The following is an 18,402-nucleotide window of genomic DNA, read 5'->3' as shown; positions in this document are numbered from 1 at the left end:
CCGGAGCGACGCCGTGCGGCACCCGCGCAGGGGTCGTCCCCCGCGCGGCTCAGCGCGCCTCAGCGCGGTCCGGTGCCGACCGTCGGCAGGCCCAGCAGCACCGGCGCCGCCGGTCCGCCCGAGCCCGCCCCGGTGCCGCACGCGTCACCCGCACCGCCGTGCGCGTGGTCGTCCCCGCCCTGCGCGCGACGCTCCCACGCGTCGCCCGCGCGGGTTCGGCGCACCGCGAACGTGCCACCGAGCGCCCCGGAGTCCGCCTCCAGGTGGTGGGGCGCCGCCCGGGTGATGTCGACCGTCACCAGGTCGCCGGGCCGGGGCGCGTCGGCGGGGTCCAGGCCGTCCGGCACGGCGAGGTGCACGAGGCGGTTGTCGGCGGCGCGACCGGACAGGCGCCGGGTCTCGCCGTCCTTGCGCCCCTCGCCCTCGGCCAGCAGCACCTCGACGGTGCGGCCGACCTGGGCCTGCATCTCCTCGAGCGCGATCCGGTCCTGCAGCGCGACCAGGCGCTCGTAGCGCTCCTGCACGACGGCCTTCGGCAGCTGGTCGGGCAGGTCGGCCGCGGGGGTGCCGGGGCGCGGCGAGTACTGGAACGTGAACGCGGACGAGAACCGGGACGCCTCGACGACCCGCAGCGTCTCCGCGAAGTCCTCCTCGGTCTCCCCCGGGAACCCGACGATGATGTCGGTCGTGATCGCGGCGTGCGGCATCCGCTCGCGGACCCGGTCGAGGATGCCCAGGAACTTCTCCGACCGGTAGGACCGCCGCATCGCCCGCAGGATCCGGTCGGAGCCGGACTGCAGGGGCATGTGCAGGCTCGGCATGACGGCGGGCGTCTCCGCCATAGCCGCGATGACGTCGTCGGTGAACGCCGCCGGGTGCGGGGAGGTGAACCGCAGCCGCTCGAGGCCGGGGGTGGCGCCGGCGGCGCGCAGCAGCTTCGCGAACGCCCCGCGGTCGCCGAACTCGACGCCGTAGGAGTTCACGTTCTGCCCGAGCAGCGTCACCTCGATCGCGCCCTGCTCCACCAGCGCGGAGACCTCGGCGAGCACCTCGCCCGGACGCCGGTCGCGCTCCTTGCCCCGCAGGTGCGGCACGATGCAGAACGTGCACGTGTTGTTGCACCCGACGCTGATCGACACCCAGCCGGCGTAGACCGACTCGCGGCGGGTCGGCAGCGTCGAGGGGAAGACCTTGAGCGACTCCTCGATCTCGACCTCGGCGGCCCGGTTGTGGCGCGCCCGCTCCAGCAGCACCGGGAGCACGTCGAGGTTGTGGGTGCCGAACACGACGTCCACCCAGGGCGCGCGCTCGACGATCCCGGAGCGGTCCTTCTGGGCGAGGCAGCCGCCCACGGCGATCTGCATCCCGCCCGGGCGGGTGCGCTTGGCCCCCGCGAGCCGGCCGAGGTTGCCGTACAGGCGGTCGGCGGCGTTCTCGCGCACCGCGCAGGTGTTGATGACGATGACGTCGGCGTCCTCCGCGGCGGCGGCCTCCGGCGACGCGGCGACGTAGCCGGCCTGCTCGAGCATGCCCGCCATGTGCTCGGAGTCGTGCACGTTCATCTGGCACCCGAGCGTCTTCACGAGGTAGGTGCGCGGGGCGGCGCCGGCGGTCGGGACGGCGAGGTCCGCGAGGCCGGTCGCGGCGGGGGGCGTGGTCGTCGTGCTCATCGCGGACAAGGGTACGTCCGTCCCCCGCGGGCCCCCGCGGGCGGCGGCGAGCCGGTGCGCGGACGCCGCCCGACGGACCCGGTCACGGCGATCCTGTGACCGTCCCGTGACCTGAACGGGTGGCGGCTGTCACATCCGCCGCCTAGGTTCCGAGGATGGCGCAGCCCGACCCGGCCCCGGCCCCCGCAGCAGCACGCCCGCACGGCGGCGAGCCCCTCGTCGTCCTGGACCACGTCAACAAGCACTTCGGCGACCTGCACGTGCTGCAGGACGTCAGCCTCACCGTGCACCGCGGCGAGGTGGTCGTCGTCATCGGCCCGTCCGGCTCCGGCAAGTCGACGCTCTGCCGCACGATCAACCGGCTCGAGACCATCGAGTCCGGCACGATCACCCTGGACGGCCAGCCGCTGCCCGCGGAGGGACGCGACCTCGCGCGGCTGCGCGCCGACGTCGGCATGGTGTTCCAGTCGTTCAACCTGTTCGCGCACCGCACGGTCCTGCAGAACGTCACGCTCGGCCTGCGCAAGGTGCGGCGCCTCGGGGCGTCCGAGGCCCGGGAGCGCGCGATGGAGCTGCTCGAGCGCGTCGGCGTCGCGAGCCAGGCCCGCAAGCTGCCCGCCCAGCTCTCCGGCGGGCAGCAGCAGCGCGTCGCGATCGCCCGCGCGCTCGCCATGGAGCCGAAGGTCATGCTGTTCGACGAGCCGACCTCCGCCCTCGACCCCGAGATGATCAACGAGGTGCTCGACGTCATGGTGTCCCTCGCCGGCGAGGGCATGACCATGGTCGTCGTCACGCACGAGATGGGGTTCGCCCGCCGTGCGGCCGACCGGGTCGTCTTCATGGACGGCGGCGCGGTCGTCGAGGAGGCCGACCCCGAGACGTTCTTCACGGCCCCGCGCAGCGACCGCGCCCGCGACTTCCTGTCGAAGATCCTCACCCACTGACCGGCCACCGCGTCCTGCGCGGCCCGGCAGCCCGTCCCCCGCCCCTGCGACCCGACCACCACGGCACCACCGCACCGACCGCACCGACCGGAACCGACACGACACCGACCGACACGCACGCGACGCAAGGAGACAGCCCGATGAGAACCCGCACCGCAGGACCGATCGCCCTCGCCGCCGCCTCCGTCCTCGCCCTGACCGCCTGCGGCGGCTCGGACGACGGCGACGGGGCCAGCCCGGAGGTCTCCGACGTCGACGCCGCCGACTTCCCCGAGGGGTCCACGATGGCGGAGCTCGCCGAGGCCGGCTCCATCACGATCGGCACCAAGTTCGACCAGCCGCTGTTCGGGCTGGTCGGGCCGGACGGCACGCCCGAGGGCTTCGACGTCGAGATCGGCCGGATCATCGCCGGTGCGCTCGGCATCCCCGAGGACGGCATCCAGTGGACCGAGACCATCTCCTCCAACCGGGAGTCGTTCATCCAGTCCGGCCAGGTCGACATCGTCATCGCGACGTACACGATCAACGACGAGCGCAAGGAGGTCGTGTCGTTCGCCGGCCCGTACTACGAGGCCGGGCAGTCGATCCTCACGCTCGCGGAGAACGAGGACATCCAGGGCCCGGACGACCTCGCCGGGAAGAAGGTCTGCACCGTCTCCGGCTCGACGCCCGAGGCGAACCTGCTCGAGAACTTCCCGGACACCGAGGTCGTGCCGTTCGGCGCGTACTCCGACTGCCTCGAGCCGCTGCGCGGCGGCCAGGTCGACGCGATGAGCACGGACAACGTGATCCTCGCCGGGTTCGCGGCGGACGACCCCACCTTCGAGGTGCGCGGCGAGCCCTTCACCGAGGAGCCGTACGGCATCGGGCTCGCGCTCGACGACACCGACTTCCGGATGTGGATCAACGACGTGCTCGAGGAGTCGTACGAGGACGGCACGTGGACCGAGGCGTGGGAGGCCACGGCCGGCACCGTCCTGCCGACGCCGGAGCCGCCGGCGGTCGACCGGTACTGACGCCGCGGGTGGCGCCGGGCGACCCCGCCCGGCGCCACCCGGCCCGCTCCCCGACGCCTCCCTGGAGGGCACTGCGTGGACCTGATCGCCGACAACCTGCCGGCCTACCTCAGCGGCTTCCGGCTGACGCTGCAGCTCACGCTGCTGGCCGGCGCCCTCGCGCTCGTGGCCGGCACCGTCCTCGCCGCGCTGCGCGTGTCGCCGCTGCCGACCCTGCGCGGCGCGGCCGTCGCCTGGGTGGAGCTGCTGCGCAACACGCCGCTGACCCTCGTGTTCTTCTTCCTCGTGTTCGTCGCACCGCAGTTCGGGATCCTGCCGCCGCTCGGGTTCTGGACGGCCGTCATCGCGCTGTCCGCCTACACGTCGGCGTTCGTCTGCGAGGCGGTGCGGTCCGGGATCAACGGCGTCCCGGTCGGGCAGGCGGAGGCCGCCCGCGCCATCGGGCTGACCTTCGGGCAGACCCTCGGGCTCGTGGTGCTGCCGCAGGCGGTGCGGACCGTGGTGCCGCCGCTGATCAACGTCCTCATCGCGCTCGCGAAGAACACCTCCGTCGCGGCCGGGTTCGCCGTCGTCGAGCTCACCGCCGCCGGCCGCCGCGTCGCCCTCGCGAACCCCGCCGAGGCCATCCAGGCGCTCGCCGGGGTCGCGGTGTTCTACCTCGTCATCACCATCCCGGCCGGCTACCTCGCCGGGGTGCTCGAGCGGAAGGTGGCGTTCGCCCGGTGACCCCGACCCGCCACGACCGCCGCACCCACGAGCCCGAGAGGGGCCCGCGATGAGCTCCGTCCTGTACGACCAGCCCGGCCCGCGCGCCCGCCGGCGCGAGCGCATCGGCTCGGTCGCCGGCGCGCTCGTGCTGATCGTCCTGCTCGCCCTGGCCTACCGGTACGCGGAGCAGCGCGGCCTGTTCGGGGCCGACCGCTGGGACGTCCTGTACGACCCGCCCAAGAACCAGACCGCCGAGGACGTGTGGCGCTCCATGGTCGTCGTCGGGCTCGGCGCGACCCTGCGCGCGGCGGTGGTCGCCGCGCCGCTCGCCCTGGTGCTCGGGCTGCTGCTCGCGATGTGGCGCACCACGCGGATCGGCTGGCTGCGCGCGCCCGCGACCGTCGTCATCGAGCTGTTCCGCGGCCTGCCCGTGCTGCTGATGATGCTGTTCGCGCTGCTCGGCTTCGGGTGGGACGCGTTCGCCGCCGTGGTGTTCGGCCTCACCGTGTACAACATGGCGATCATCGCCGAGATCCTGCGGGCGGGCCTGGCGTCGCTGCCGCGCGGACAGTCGGAGGCGGCCGCGGCGATCGGGCTCTCGCGGTGGCAGACGATGCGCCTCGTGCTGCTCCCCCAGGCGGTGCGGACCATGCTCCCGAGCCTCGTCGCCCAGCTCGTCGTGCTGCTCAAGGACTCGTCGCTCGGGTTCATCGTCGGCTACCCCGAGCTGCTCAAGGCCATGCAGAACAACGCCCAGTACTTCGGGAACCGGTACTACGTGGCGCTGTTCGTGCTCGGCGCGGGCACCTACCTCGTGGTCAACCTGTCGCTGACGCGGCTCGCGGTGTGGCTGCAGGGCCGCAGCACGCGCACCGCCGGGCGCGCCGGCGCGGACCCGGCGCTCACCGCGGCGGCGGCCGCGACCGCCGGCGGGGGCCGTGGGGGCGCCGGCTCGGCGGTCTGACGACCCCGCGGCGCGGCCGACCGGCACCGTCCGTCGTTCAGCCGGCGGTCGCGCTCGCGCGCACCTCGCGCACCACCGTCACCGTGATCTCGCCCGGGTAGGACAGGTCGCGCTCGATGTGCCGGGCGATCTCCACCGCGAGCCGCCCGAGGTCGGTGTCCGGGACCTGCGACGGCTCCACGACGACCCGCATCTCGCGCCCGGCCGCCATGGCGAGCGCCCGGCGCACGCCCGCGTGGCCGGCGACGAGCTCCTCCAGCTTCTCCAGCCGCTCGACGTGCTGGTCGACGTCCTCGCGGCGGGCACCCGGGCGGGACGCGGACATCGCGTCCGCCACCTGGACGAGCACCGCCTCGACGGTCTCGGCCGGGACCTCGTCGTGGTGGGCGGCGATGCCGTTCACGACCGCGGGCGACTCGCCGTGACGTTCCGCCAGCGCGGCGCCGACCGTCGCGTGCGTGCCGGGCACCTCCCCGGTGAGCGCCTTGCCCACGTCGTGCAGCAGCGCGGCGCGGCGGGCGACCTCGACGTCGGCGCCGAGTTCGCCGGCGACCTGCGCGGCCAGCAACGCGGTCTCCACGACGTGGTCCAGCACGTTCTGCCCGAACGACGTCCGCAGGCGCAGCCGGCCCAGCACGCGCACCAGCTCGGCGTCCAGACCGCGGACGCCGGCGCGCTCCGCGGCCGCGAGGCCGGCCTCGTCCGCGCGGTCGTCGGCGCCGGCGACCGCCTCGGCGTACGCCGCCTCGATGCGCTGCGGGTTGATCCGCCCGTCGGCCATGAGCGCCTCGAGCGCCACCTGGGCGACCTCGCGGCGGTCCGCGTCGAAGCACGACAGCACCACGGTGTCCGGGGTCTCGTCGACCAGCACGTTCACCCCGGTGAGGGCCTCGAACAGCCGGATGTTGCGACCCTCCTTGCCGATGATCCGGCCCTTCATCTCGTCCGACGGCAGCGGGAGCAGCGTCACCGTGCTCTGGCTGCTCGTGGCGACCGCCGTGCGCTGCGCGGCCGTCGCGAGCACCCTGCGCGCCCGGGCGTCCGCGGTGCGCCGGGCCTGCGCCTCGACGCGGCGGACCGTCGCCGCCGCCGCGGCCTGGGCCTCCGCCGTGAGCCGCCGCACCAGCTCGGCGCGCGCCTCCTCGGCGGTCAGCCCCGACGCCGCCTCCAGCTGCTCGAGGGCTTCCCGCTCGGCGCGGGACCGTACCTCCGCCGCCTCGCGCGCGGCCGCGTCCCGCACGCCCGCGAGCTCGCGCTCTGCGGTCCCCCGCGCGTCCGCCGCGGCACGCCGGAGCTCCTCCGCGGCGTCCCGCGCCGCGGCGGCCGCTCGCTCCTGCTCGGCGGCCGCCCGTTCGCGCGTCGTGGCCGCGCGCTCCGCGGCCGTCGCGGACTCCTCACGCTCGGTGGCGCGGGCCTCGCGACGCTGCGCGTCCGCCAGGGAGGCGCGGGCCTCGTCGCGGATGGACTGCACGTCCTCGAGCGCCTGCCGGCGGACCGCCGCGGCCTCCCGGCGGGCGACGAGCACGAGCACCAGGGCGACGAGGCACGCCAGCAGGAGGCCGATGACGACCGCGACGTCCTGCACGGGCACGCTCCTCGTCCGGGACGGGCCGGGGCCGGGAGGCCCTGGCGGTGGGGATCGGTTCGGTCCGCGGGCCGTCGCGCACCGCTCGTCGCGGCGCGCCCGGCTGCCGGGACGACGGTCCATTCTCCACCTCGACCCGCGCGTCCCGGTGCGCGACGCACGGGCGGGCGCGGTGTCGACCCTCGACGTCCGCGGGGACGGCGTCAGTCGTCGAGGTCCGCCCCCTCCGCGGCCAGCTCCTCGCGCACGACCCGGGCGACGAGCTCGCCGCCGTAGCCCTTGCGGCCGAGCGCGCCGTACGCACGCCGCAGCCGCGTCTCCCGGTCGAGCCCGCGGGTGGCGGAGAGCTTCTTGCGGGCGAGCGCCCGTGCCGCGCGCTCCTCGTCCTCGTCGTCCACCTGCGCGAGCGCGTCGCGGGCCGTCACGTCGTCGACCCCGCGACGCCGCAGCTCCTGCGCGATGCCGCGCCGCGACATCCCCCGCTCGGCGTGCCGCGTGCGGACGAGCATCTCGGCGTACGCGCCGTCGTCCACGAGCCCGACGTCCGTGAACCGGTCGAGCACCCGCTCGGCGACCTCCTCCGGGACGTCCTTGCGGGCCATCGCCTCGGCGAGCTGCGCCCGGCTCCGCGGAGCCCCGGTCAGCAGCCGCAGCGCGAGGGACCGCGCGACCGACTCCGGGTCGGGTTCCGCGTCCGTCGCGGCAGGGCCGTCCTGCGGGGGCTCGCTCGCCGGTGCCCTGCGCCGCCCGCGCGTCGGACGCCGACCTCCCGCGCCGTCCCGGCGCCGGGTGTCCCCGCCAGCGGGCTCGGCGTCCTCCGCCGTCGGCGGGACACCACCGGTGCCCTGCGATCCGACCGCGCCCGCACCGCGTGCGGACGCCCGGGTGCCCCCACCCCGTGCGGACGCCCCGGCGGTCGACGCGGGGTCGTCGCCGGCCGGCCGGGCGAGGATCTCGGCCATGCGCGCCGCGAGCTCGGCCGTCGTGGCCGCCACCTCGGACCGGTCGCGCGCGCGTGCCGGGTGGGGAGCCGAGTCCGGCCCCACCGGTCCACCGACGCCGGCGAGCTCGCCGACGTCGGCCGGCTCGCCGTCGGCGCATGCCCCGACGTCGGCCGGCTCGACGTCAGCCGAGTCGGCGTCGCCGTGCGCCCCGGCGGCGACGGGCCCGGCGGGCGTCCCCTGCGAGGCCCTCGGCTGCGCAGCCCGTCCGGGCGTCGCCAGGGCCGTCGACCCCGGCGTCCCCACCTCGGCCCAGGCGGACGGCACGGGCCGGTCGTCGTCCCACACGGACGTCTCGTCGTGACGCCCGAACGCGTCCGGTGCGGCGGCACCCGTGACAGCCGAACGGCCGTCGACGGCGGCGACCTCGTCGTCCCAGGCCGACGTGTCGGACGCGGAGAGGTCGTCCCACGCCGATCCGCCGGCCTCCCCCGGGACGTCCCACGCCCCGGACCGGCCGGACGGGGTGCGTCCGGCCGGCCGCGCGACCTGGTCGTGCTCGGCCGACATCAGAAGTCGACCTTCACCTCCGCGCCGGCCGGAGCGTCGACCTTCGCGCCGATGCCGAGCTTCTCCTTGATCTTCTTCTCGATCTCCGCCGCCAGGTCCGGGTTGTCGCGCAGGAACCCGCGCGCGTTCTCCTTGCCCTGACCGAGCTGGTCGCCCTCGTAGGTGAACCAGGAGCCGGACTTGCGGATGAAGCCGTGCTCCACGCCCATGTCGATGAGGCCACCCTCACGGGAGATGCCGACGCCGTAGAGGATGTCGAACTCGGCCTGCTTGAACGGCGGCGCCATCTTGTTCTTGACGATCTTGACGCGGGTGCGGTTGCCGACGGCGTCCGACCCCTCCTTGAGGGTCTCGATGCGCCGGATGTCCATGCGCACGGAGGCGTAGAACTTGAGCGCCTTGCCACCGGTCGTCGTCTCGGGCGAGCCGAAGAACACGCCGATCTTCTCGCGCAGCTGGTTGATGAAGATCGCCGTCGTCCCGGAGGCGTTGAGCGCACCGGTGATCTTGCGCAGCGCCTGTGACATGAGGCGGGCCTGGAGGCCGACGTGGCTGTCGCCCATCTCGCCCTCGATCTCCGCCTTGGGCACGAGCGCCGCGACGGAGTCGATGACGATGATGTCGATCGCACCCGAGCGGATCAGCATGTCCATGATCTCGAGCGCCTGCTCACCGGTGTCCGGCTGGGAGACGAGCAGGGCGTCGGTGTCGACGCCCAGCTTCTTCGCGTAGTCCGGGTCCAGCGCGTGCTCGGCGTCGATGAACGCCGCGATGCCGCCGGCACGCTGCGCGTTGGCGACGGCGTGGAGCGCGACGGTCGTCTTGCCGGAGGACTCCGGGCCGTACACCTCGACGACGCGGCCCTTGGGCAGGCCACCGATGCCGAGCGCGACGTCGAGGGCGATCGAGCCGGTCGGGATCACCTCGACGGGGGCGCGCCCCTCTTCGCCGAGGCGCATGATCGAGCCCTTGCCGAACTGGCGGTCGATCTGGCTGAGTGCGGCCTCGAGGGCCTTCTCGCGGTCCTGGGGAGCGGGCATGTCACACCTCGTCGTCTCGTGCAGCGTCGCGCTGCGCCTGCGGGGGCTGGTCTCCGTGTCGTGCTGTGACGCTATGCCCGACCACCGACATGCACCCCGCGTCGTCCACAGGCCCCGCCGCCGTCCCACCTGTGGACGGCTCCGCGGCCCGCGCCCGACCCGCGGCGCGTCACGTCGGCCACAGTACCCGAACACCTGTTCGACTCGACATCCCCGCGCCACGGCGTGTCGCACGGCGTCAGACGAGGCCCGACAGCCCCTCCGCCTCCCCCAGCCGCACCGCCTGGCCCGGCGCCAGCAGCAGCGGCCGCACGCGCGCCCCGCGGTCCAGCGCCCGGGCGAACGCCGGGCCCGCGCGGTCCATCCACCCGGGCGGCAGCCGGCGCGATGCCGGAGCGTGCAGCGTCCCCCAGTGCACCGGGACCGCCCAGCGCGCGCCGACCTGCTCGCAGACCTCGGCGGCCTGGACGGGGTCCATGTGCCCGCCCGACAGCCGCGGCCCCCAGCCGCCGACGGGCACGAGCGCGACGTCGAGCGGACCGCCGGCCAGCTCGGGCAGGCGGCGCATGTGCGGGTAGGGCGCGGTGTCCCCGGCGAACCACACCCGCAGGCCGGGGGCCACCACGAGGAAGCCGTGCGCCGCGTTGGGCCGGTGCGGCATCGGCCGGTGCCCGTGCACCGCCGGGACCAGGCGGACCCGGACATCCGTCCCGGGCACCGTCCACCACTCCTCCGGACCGAGCCCCACCGCGTCCAGGCCCTGGTGCGCGAGCCAGTGCGCGTTGGCCCCGGCGGCCAGCACGGGCACCCCGGGGAGCAGCCGGAGCGAGCCGAGCTCCGCGTGGTCGTGGTGCAGGTGGGACACCAGGACCGCGCTCGGGTCGGCCCAGTCCACGGCGCGCGGGACGGGCGCCCGGCGGCGCAGCAGCCCGGCGTGGGGACGCAGCAGCGGGTCCGTGAGCAGCCGGGCGCCGCCGACGTCGAGCACGACCGTCGCGTGCCCGAGCCACCGCAGGGTCGCCCCCGGGGCCGCCGGGGCGGCCCCGGGGGCGGCGCCGGAGGTCACGAGCCGTCCCCGGGACGGCGCCGCCCCGCGGGCCTCGCCGCCGGCGCGGCACCGTCCTCCCCGGCGGCAGCGGGGGGCGTGGCGTCCCGGCGGAGCCCGAGCGCGGTGGCCCAGCGCAGCAGCTGGAGGTGGACCCGGTCGGCCCCGACCGCGATGCGCTCGCCGTCGACGTCCTCGAGCAGGTCGTCGTCGACCGGCAGCTCCGCGGGGTGCAGGAGGACCGCCCGGTTCTGCGGGCCCCCGAGTCCGCCGTGCGAGCCGACCTGGCCCTCGAAGGCGTGCACCCGCCCGCCGGGCGTGACGTCGGAGAGGACCACGAGGTCCCCGACGTGGCCCAGGCGCCCGAGCCGCCGGAGGTCCGCCGCGGCGCGGGGACCGTAGCGGGCCACCGGGTCCGTGCCGTCCACCGCGGGCAGGCCGTCCGCCTCGTCGGGCTCGAGCCACGCGATGCCACCGGTCCCCACCGCGGCGAGCCCGCGCGCGGCGGTGTCGACGAGCACGAGGCCGATGCCGGGCGTCGAGGCGAGCCCGCGGACCAGTCCCGGCCAGCGCGTCTCGACCTCCTCCAGCACCAGGCGCCGGGGCTCGCGCGGGAACCAGACCATGCCGAGGTTGCCGGAGCCCGTCACCGCGACCTCGGGGGGCGGGGCACCGTCCCCGGCCGTGGCGCGCTCGCCGTCGCGCCGGTCCTTGCCGGGAGGGCCGAGCACGACCGCGCGGTCCTCACCGTGGCGCGAGGCCGCGGAGGACAGGAAGGCGTTGAGCGGCCCCCACTCCTCGTCGGAGGCGGCCTGGACCGCGTCCACGTCCGTCGCACCGCCCGGACGGCCGAGTGCCGTGCCCGCGCGTCCGCCGCCCTCGGCACCGGTCGCCCGGTCCTGCGGCGGCTCCTCGCGGCCGGCCGCCACCCGTCGCCGCACGACCTCGACCAGCGGCTCGCCGGCGACCTGCGCGAACGTCGGGCCGAGCGCCTGCCCGTGGTCGGACAGCACCACCACCCGGTAGTCGCGCGGGGCGGCGTCGGCGACCCGCTGCAGCGTGTCGAGCACGCCGTCGAGGCCGTCGAGCGCGCGCAGCGACTCCGGCCGCGTCGGGCCGGCGTGGTGGGCGATCTCGTCGTAGTCGACCAGGTCCACGAACACCACGGGGGCACCGCGGACGAGCTGCTCGGCGACGAGGGACGTCGCCAGGTCGCGCAGCAGCACGTTCGTGACGCCGCGCAGCACGACGTACCAGCCGCGGCGCGGCACCCGGGGCCGGACGTCGCGCACCCGCTGGCGGCGGCCCTGGTACAGCTCCTTGACCATCTCGCCGACCGTGAGCGTCACGGCGCGCGCCAGCACGAACGGGCTCGCGAAGAACCGGAGGTAGGACGTCCCCGGCCCGATGCCGCGCCGGGCCTGGCTCATGACGAGGAGCTGCCGGGTCGCGTCGCCGGAGAACATCGTCGAGACGGCCGCTCCCCCGTCCGCCAGCAGCCCGCGGCCGTCGGACAGCCGCCGCTCGACCATCGCGGCGTCGTCCGGGTGGTTCGTGACGACGAGCCGGCCCGCGTCACGGTCCCACCAGCGGAACGACGGGATCGCGTCGGCGGCGCCGTGCAGCAGGCCCGCCTGGCTCGCGGGCGTGGTCGAGGGCGCCTGCGCCCACCAGCTCGTCAGCCGGTGGCTGCCGGACTCGAGCCAGCGCGCCATCGTGGGGGCCAGCCCCGCGTCGAGCGCCTGCTCCAGCACCGCCGTGCCCACGCCGTCGAGCTGGACGACCAGCAGGCCGGGAGGCCGGTGGTCCGGGACGGCGCCGCCGCCCTCCCCCGCGCGGCGGGCCCGCGCCCGGGCGCGACGCAGCACGTCCCCGACGACGTAGTCCGAGTCGGACGCGCCCCACACCCAGCGGCCCACCGCCATGACGCAGGCCGTGATGACGAGCACCTGCACGACGGCCCACGCGCTGCGCACCTCGAGGCCCGGGCCGAGCGAGAGCGCCAGCCACACGACCGCCACCTGCGCGCCGAGCCCGGCGACCAGCGCCCCCATGGCGCCGCCCACCCGCGCGAGCACGCGCAGCGGCGGGCGCAGCACCAGGTCCCCGGCGCCGACCAGCAGCGCGGCGAGCACGACCGCGCCGGGGTTGGTCGCCCGGACGCCGTCCACCACCGCGATGGCGACCCCCAGGCCGACGGCCGTCGTGACCAGCCCGAGCAGCGCGTCGCCGACGTCGCTGAGCGTGACCGACCACCAGCCACGACGCGGGCGCGGGTCGTCGGACGGCACGGTCCCAGCCTGCCACGCGGGCCCCGCCCGCGGACCTGTCCCGCCGCCCTCCGCGACAGCGTGGGGTCAGCGGCGCGGCGGTGCCTGCCGGTGGCGGTCGGCGCCCCAGCGCTGCGGGTCGGGGACGTCCAGTTCGTCGCACAGTGCGTGCCACACGTCCCGCGGCTCCACGCCGGCATCGAGCGCCTGCTCCGCGGTGCGGCCGTCCAGCCGCGGCAGGACGAGCTCGTGCACCAGCGCCCGGCCGTGGGCGCTGCCGAGCACCTCGTCGACGAGCTGCCAGAACTCCCGGTACCGCACGGCGCCTCCCGTCGCTCCGCCGGGCGGACCACCGGACCGCCCCCGGCCGAGCGTACGTGCGCGGAGCGCCCGGCTCACACCGGCCGGCAGGGCGGCTGTCGGTGGCCCGCGCCAGAATGACGGGGTGACGCCACCCCCGCCGCCGGACGCCCCCACCGGCACCGACGTGCTCGACCGGTTCTCGGCGCCGACCCGGGACTGGTTCCGCGGGGCGTTCGCCGGCCCGACCGCGGCGCAAGCCGGCGCGTGGGACGCGGTGTCGACGGGACGGCACGCGCTGGTGGTGGCCCCGACCGGCTCGGGCAAGACGCTCGCGGCGTTCCTCTGGGCGCTCGACCGGATCGTCGCGGAGCCCTCCGGCGGCCCCGACGGCGCGCCTGACCCGGACGCGGACCCGCTGCAGCGCTGCCGCGTGCTCTACGTCTCGCCGCTGAAGGCGCTGGCCACCGACGTCGAGCGCAACCTCCGGTCGCCGCTCGTCGGCGTCCGGCAGGCCGCGACGCGGCGCGGCGTGACGCTCCCGGAGGTGCGCGTCGGCGTGCGCACCGGAGACACCCCACCGAACGAGCGCCGGGCGTTCGCGACCAAGCCGCCCGACATCCTCATCACCACGCCCGAGTCGCTGTTCCTCGTGCTGACCTCCGGCGCGCGTGCCGGGCTCGCGGGCGTACGGACCGTCATCCTCGACGAGATCCACGCGGTCGCGGGGACCAAGCGGGGTGCGCACCTCGCGGTGTCGCTGGAGCGGCTGGACGCGCTGCTCGACCGGCCCGGCGGGCCCGGCCCCGCGCAGCGCGTCGGGCTGTCGGCCACCGTCACGCCGGTGGACCGCGTCGCCGCGTTCCTGTCGGGCGGGCGGCCCCCCGCGGAGGGCGGGCGCGAGGTGGTCGTGGTGCAGCCCCCGGCCACCAAGGAGATCCGGGTCGACGTCGTGGTGCCCGTGCCGGACCTCACGGACCTCTCCGCGCCGCTGCCCGACGACGGGTCCGGCCGGCGGCCCGGTGCCCCCGCGGGCGGCGACGGCGTCGCCCCGCTGGCACCGGGCGAGCGCGACCTCACCGGGCAGGCGGCGGCCGAGGGCGGCGCCCGCCCGTCGATCTGGCCGCACGTGGAGGAGCGGGTCGTCGACCTGGTCGCGGAGCACCGGTCGACGCTGGTGTTCACCAACTCGCGCCGCGGCGCCGAGCGGCTGACCGCCCGCATGAACGAGGTGTGGGCGGAGCGCCAGGGCGAGGACGTGCCGGACCCCGGCACGCTGTGGGCCGCGCAGGTCACCGCCCAGTCCGGCACCGCCGTCGGCGTCGACGTGCGGGACGCCACGACGATCCTCGCCCGCGCGCACCACGGCTCCATGAGCCGCGCCGAGCGCACCCGGACCGAGTCGGAGCTCAAGGCGGGCCGGCTGCCGGCGGTCGTGGCGACCTCGTCGCTGGAGCTCGGCATCGACATGGGCGCGGTGGACCTCGTCGTCCAGGTCGGCGCGCCGCCGTCCGCCGCGAGCGGGCTGCAGCGCATCGGCCGCGCGGGCCACCAGGTCGGCGCCGTCTCCCACGGCGTGGTCTTCCCGACCTTCCGCGGGGACCTCGTGCCGGCGGCGGTGACGGCGCTGCGGATGCGGGCCGGCCAGATCGAGCCCGTCGCGGTGCCCGCGAACCCCCTCGACGTGCTCGCGCAGCAGGTCGTGGCGATGGTCGCCACCGAGGCCTGGACCGTCCACGAGCTCGCCGCGGTCGTGCGGCGGGCGGCCCCGTTCGCGACGCTGGGTGACGCCACGCTGCGCGCGGTGCTCGACATGCTCGCGGGCCGGTACCCCAGCGAGGAGTTCGCCGAGCTGCGTCCCCGCATCCTCTGGGACCGCGCCACCGACGTGCTCAGCGCGCGACCGGGCGCGCTGCGCCTCGCGGTCACCAGCGGCGGCACCATCCCGGACCGCGGGCTGTACGGGGTCTTCCTCGCGTCGGGGTCGGAGACCGCCGACGTGCCGGTGGACCCGGAGCGCTCGGGCGGGCGGACCCGCGGCGGCAAGCGGGTCGGCGAGCTCGACGAGGAGATGGTCTACGAGTCGCGCGTCGGCGACACGTTCACGCTCGGGTCGAGCACCTGGCGCATCGAGGACATCACCCCGGACCGGGTGCTGGTCACCCCGGCACCGGGGGTGCCGGGCCGCCTGCCCTTCTGGAAGGGCGACTCGCAGGGGCGCCCCGCGTCGCTCGGCCGGGCGATGGGCGCGTGGGCGCGCGAGGTCGCCGACCTGCCCGACGCCGACGCGCGTGCGCGGGTGCGGGAGGCCGGCCTGGACGACTGGGCCGCGGACAACCTGCTCGGCTACCTGCGGGAGCAGCGCGCCGCGACCGGTGCGCTGCCCAGCGACGTCACCGTCGTCGTCGAGCGGTTCCGGGACGAGCTCGGCGACTGGCGCGTCGTCGTCCACTCCCCGTTCGGCGCCCGGGTGCACGCGCCCTGGGCGCTGGTGCTGGGGGCGCGGCTGCGGGAGCGGTTCGGCGTGGACGCCGCCGCCATGCACGCGGACGACGGCATCGTGCTGCGCCTGCCCGACGTGCTCGCCGCCGCGTCCGACCCCGTGGGCGACCTGCTCGGCTGGTCCGCGCCCGACGCGTGGTCCACGGACGGCACCGCGGCGAGCGCGCCCGGAGGCCTCGCGGACCCGGCACCGGTGGACGCCGGCGACCTGCTCATCGAGCCCGACGAGGTCGCCGACGCCGTCCGCACCGAGCTCGGCGGCTCCGCGATGTTCGGCGCCCGGTTCCGGGAGGCGGCCGCCCGCGCGCTGCTGCTGCCGCGCCGCCGGCCCGACCGGCGCCAGCCGCTGTGGCAGCAGCGCCAGCGGTCCGCACAGCTGCTGAGCGTCGCGTCGCGGTACCCCGACTTCCCGATCCTGCTCGAGGCCGTGCGCGAGTGCCTCCAGGACGACTTCGACATCGACGCGCTCGTCGAGCTGATGCGGGACGTCTCGGCGGGGCGGGTGCGCGTGGTCGAGGTCACGACCACCCGGCCCTCCCCCTTCGCCCAGTCGCTGCTGTTCGGGTACACCGCCCAGTTCCTCTACGACGGCGACGCCCCGCTGGCCGAGCGGCGTGCGGCGGCGCTCACGCTGGACCCGACGCTGCTGGAGGAGCTGCTCGGAGGGGGCGGCGGGTCGCAGGTGGCGGACCTGCTCGACCCCGACGCCGTGCTGCGCACCGAGGCGGAGCTCACGGGCACCGACCCGGACCGGCAGGCGCGCACCGCCGAGCAGGTGGCGGACGTGCTGCGCCGGCACGGCCCGCTGCCGCTCGCCGGCGTCGAGGTCCGCACCCGGGGGGACGTCCGCGGCGAGGTGGCGGGCTGGCTCGCGGACCTGGAGCACGCCCGGCGGCTCATCCGGGTGCGGATCTCCGGCGTGAGCGGCGGCGATGCCGAGCAGTGGGCCGCGGTGGAGGACGCGGGCCGGCTGCGCGACGCGCTCGGCGTCGCCCTGCCGGTGGGCGTCCCGGAGGTGTTCACCGAGGTCCTGCCCGACCCGCTCGGCGACCTGCTGCGCCGGCACGCCCGCACGCACGGCCCGTTCACGGCGGCGCAGGCGGCGGCGCGGTTCGGGCTCGGCAGCGCCGTCGTGCAGTCCGCGCTGCGGCCGCTGGAGCGCGCCGGCGTCGTCGTCCAGGGCCGGCTGCGACCGGACGCCCTCGGCGGCGTCGGCGACGAGTACTGTGACGCCGACGTCCTGCGCACCCTGCGACGCCGGTCGCTGGCGGCGCTGCGCTCGGAGGTGGAGCCGGTGCCCCAGGTGGCGCTCGGCCGGTTCCTGCCCGCGTGGCAGCACGCGACCGCCCGGGCCGACCGTCCCGCGCCGGGCGCCCTGCGCGGGGTCGACGGACTCGCGCGGGCCGTGGAGCAGCTCGCCGGCGCGGTCGTCCCCGCGTCGGCGCTGGAGTCCCTGGTGCTGCCCGCCCGTGTGGCGGACTACTCCCCGGCGCTCCTGGACGAGCTGACCGCCGCCGGCGAGGTGCTGTGGGCGGGTCACGGGACGCTCCCCGGCCGGGACGGCCTGGTCAGCCTGCACCTCGCGGGCACGGCCGACCTGACGCTGCCGCCGCTCGCCGCCCCGGACGACGACGACCCCGCCGCCGCCCACCTGGCCACCCCGCTGCACCGGGCGCTCGTGGCCGCGCTGCAGGGCGGTGGCGCGTACTTCGCCGGGGCGCTCGCCTCCCGGGTGGCCGGCGACCTCGAGGAGCCGGCGAGCCAGTCCGCCGTCGTCGACGCCCTGTGGGACCTCGTCTGGGCGGGGCTGGTCACCAACGACGGCCTCGCCCCGCTGCGGGCCCGGCTCGCCGGCGGACGGACGGCGCACCGCGCCCCCGCCGGCCCGGGGGCGTCCCCGCGGGCCCGCGCCCTGACCATGGGCCGCTACGGCGGGCGACCGGGCCTGCGCGGCTCCGGCCTCGGGCTGCGCAGCCCGGGTCTCGCCGGCGTGCCCGCGCCGGGCGTCCCCGCGGCGGGCGAGGGCGGCGGACGCTGGTCGATGCTGCCCCCGCGGGAGACCGACCCGACGCGGCGCGCGCACGCGCTCGCGGCGCAGCTGCTGGACCGCCACGGCGTGCTCACCCGCGCCGTGGCGCCCGCCGAGGGCATCTCCGGGCAGTTCGCCGCCGTCTACCGCGTGCTGGCCGCGCTCGAGCAGGCGGGACAGGTGCGGCGCGGCTACTTCGTGGAGCACCTGGGCGGCTCCCAGTTCGCGCTGCCCGGTGCCGTGGACCAGCTCCGCGCCGACGCCCGCACGCTGGAGCGGCTGGCCGAGCAGTCCGCGCCGCCCGACGCCGACCGGGCCGTCGCGCTGCTCGCCGCGACCGACCCCGCGAACCCGTACGGCGCCGCGCTCGCCTGGCCCGCGCGCGCGGACGCGTCGACCGGTCACCGGCCGGGGCGCAAGGCGGGCAGCGTCGTCGTGCTGGTGGACGGGGAGCTCGCGCTGTACCTGGAGCGCGGCGGCCGGACCGTGCTGACCTTCACCGAGGACGACGACGTGCTGCGCCTCGCGACCGCACGCCTCGCCGACGCCGTGCGGGAGGGACGGCTCGGTCGCGTCACGCTCGTGCGCGCGGACGGCGAGGAGCTGCTCGGTGCCTCGGGCACACCGCTCGGACGGGCGCTCGCCGCCGCCGGGTTCGGGGCCACGCCCCGGGGGCTGCGGCTGCGCGGTGCACGGTGACCGGCGAGGCGCCGCCCGCAGCGGGCGCTCCCCACCGCGGGCACAGCGGGCAGAGCGGGCACAGCGGGCACAGGGGGCACAGCCGGCACAGCGGGCACCGGGGACACAGCCGCGGGCAC

The 18,402-nt window shown here is 76.8% G+C and carries 12 protein-coding genes; 5 read left to right on the top strand and 7 right to left on the bottom strand.

The genetic code is table 11. The features are described from left to right. Nucleotides 1-59: 59 nt before the first annotated feature. On the bottom strand, nt 60-1,670 hold the full coding sequence (gene miaB / locus P9841_RS18465) for a tRNA (N6-isopentenyl adenosine(37)-C2)-methylthiotransferase MiaB (protein ID WP_283320019.1): 1,611 nt from the start codon (nt 1,668-1,670) through the stop codon (nt 60-62). Between the two features lie 155 nt (nt 1,671-1,825). Here miaB and P9841_RS18460 point away from each other — a divergent pair, with 155 nt between their 5' ends. From P9841_RS18460 to P9841_RS18445, 4 genes are all read left to right on the top strand, one after another. Beyond that, the gene (locus P9841_RS18460; protein WP_283320018.1) at nt 1,826-2,614 is read left to right on the top strand and encodes an amino acid ABC transporter ATP-binding protein; all 789 of its coding nucleotides are present in this window, start codon (nt 1,826-1,828) and stop codon (nt 2,612-2,614) included. Between the two features lie 140 nt (nt 2,615-2,754). Next, on the top strand, nt 2,755-3,630 hold the full coding sequence (locus P9841_RS18455) for a glutamate ABC transporter substrate-binding protein (RefSeq protein ID WP_283320017.1): 876 nt from the start codon (nt 2,755-2,757) through the stop codon (nt 3,628-3,630). A 75-nt stretch (nt 3,631-3,705) separates the two neighbouring features. Then, nucleotides 3,706-4,356: an amino acid ABC transporter permease gene (locus tag P9841_RS18450; RefSeq protein ID WP_283320016.1), complete on the top strand. Its 651-nt coding sequence runs from the start codon at nt 3,706-3,708 to the stop codon at nt 4,354-4,356. A 49-nt stretch (nt 4,357-4,405) separates the two neighbouring features. Beyond that, nucleotides 4,406-5,302: an amino acid ABC transporter permease gene (locus P9841_RS18445; RefSeq protein WP_283320015.1), complete on the top strand. Its 897-nt coding sequence runs from the start codon at nt 4,406-4,408 to the stop codon at nt 5,300-5,302. Between the two features lie 37 nt (nt 5,303-5,339). Here P9841_RS18445 and rny read toward each other — a convergent pair whose 3' ends face one another. The 6 genes from rny to P9841_RS18415 form a co-directional block, all read right to left on the bottom strand. Further along, on the bottom strand, nt 5,340-6,893 hold the full coding sequence (gene rny, locus P9841_RS18440; RefSeq protein WP_283320014.1) for a ribonuclease Y: 1,554 nt from the start codon (nt 6,891-6,893) through the stop codon (nt 5,340-5,342). A 197-nt stretch (nt 6,894-7,090) separates the two neighbouring features. Beyond that, on the bottom strand, nt 7,091-8,398 hold the full coding sequence (locus P9841_RS19055; protein ID WP_349306914.1) for a RecX family transcriptional regulator: 1,308 nt from the start codon (nt 8,396-8,398) through the stop codon (nt 7,091-7,093). Beyond that, complete coding sequence (gene recA / locus P9841_RS18430; RefSeq protein WP_283320013.1) at nt 8,398-9,438, bottom strand: recombinase RecA; 1,041 nt, start codon at nt 9,436-9,438, stop codon at nt 8,398-8,400. The genes P9841_RS19055 and recA overlap by 1 nt, the downstream gene beginning before the upstream one ends. 238 nt (nt 9,439-9,676) lie before the next feature. Further along, a complete protein-coding gene (locus P9841_RS18425; RefSeq protein ID WP_283320012.1) occupies nt 9,677-10,504 on the bottom strand; it encodes an MBL fold metallo-hydrolase in 828 nt (275 codons plus the stop codon). Then, nucleotides 10,501-12,774 (bottom strand): phage holin family protein, encoded by a 2,274-nt coding sequence (locus tag P9841_RS18420; protein WP_283320011.1) that lies wholly within the window; start codon nt 12,772-12,774, stop codon nt 10,501-10,503. The genes P9841_RS18425 and P9841_RS18420 overlap by 4 nt, the downstream gene beginning before the upstream one ends. 66 nt (nt 12,775-12,840) lie before the next feature. Then, a complete protein-coding gene (locus tag P9841_RS18415) occupies nt 12,841-13,074 on the bottom strand; it encodes a DUF3046 domain-containing protein (protein WP_283320010.1) in 234 nt (77 codons plus the stop codon). A gap of 124 nt (nt 13,075-13,198) precedes the next feature. Here P9841_RS18415 and P9841_RS18410 point away from each other — a divergent pair, with 124 nt between their 5' ends. Beyond that, nucleotides 13,199-18,283 carry an Lhr family helicase gene (locus P9841_RS18410; RefSeq protein ID WP_283320009.1) on the top strand — a complete coding sequence of 1,695 codons (5,085 nt, stop codon included), beginning with the start codon at nt 13,199-13,201 and terminating at the stop codon, nt 18,281-18,283. The last annotated feature ends 119 nt before the right edge of the window (nt 18,284-18,402 follow it).

It is taken from the genome of Cellulomonas sp. ES6 (genome assembly GCF_030053835.1).
Lineage (GTDB): Bacteria > Actinomycetota > Actinomycetes > Actinomycetales > Cellulomonadaceae > Cellulomonas.
This window is presented reverse-complemented; position numbering and strand designations above follow the sequence as displayed.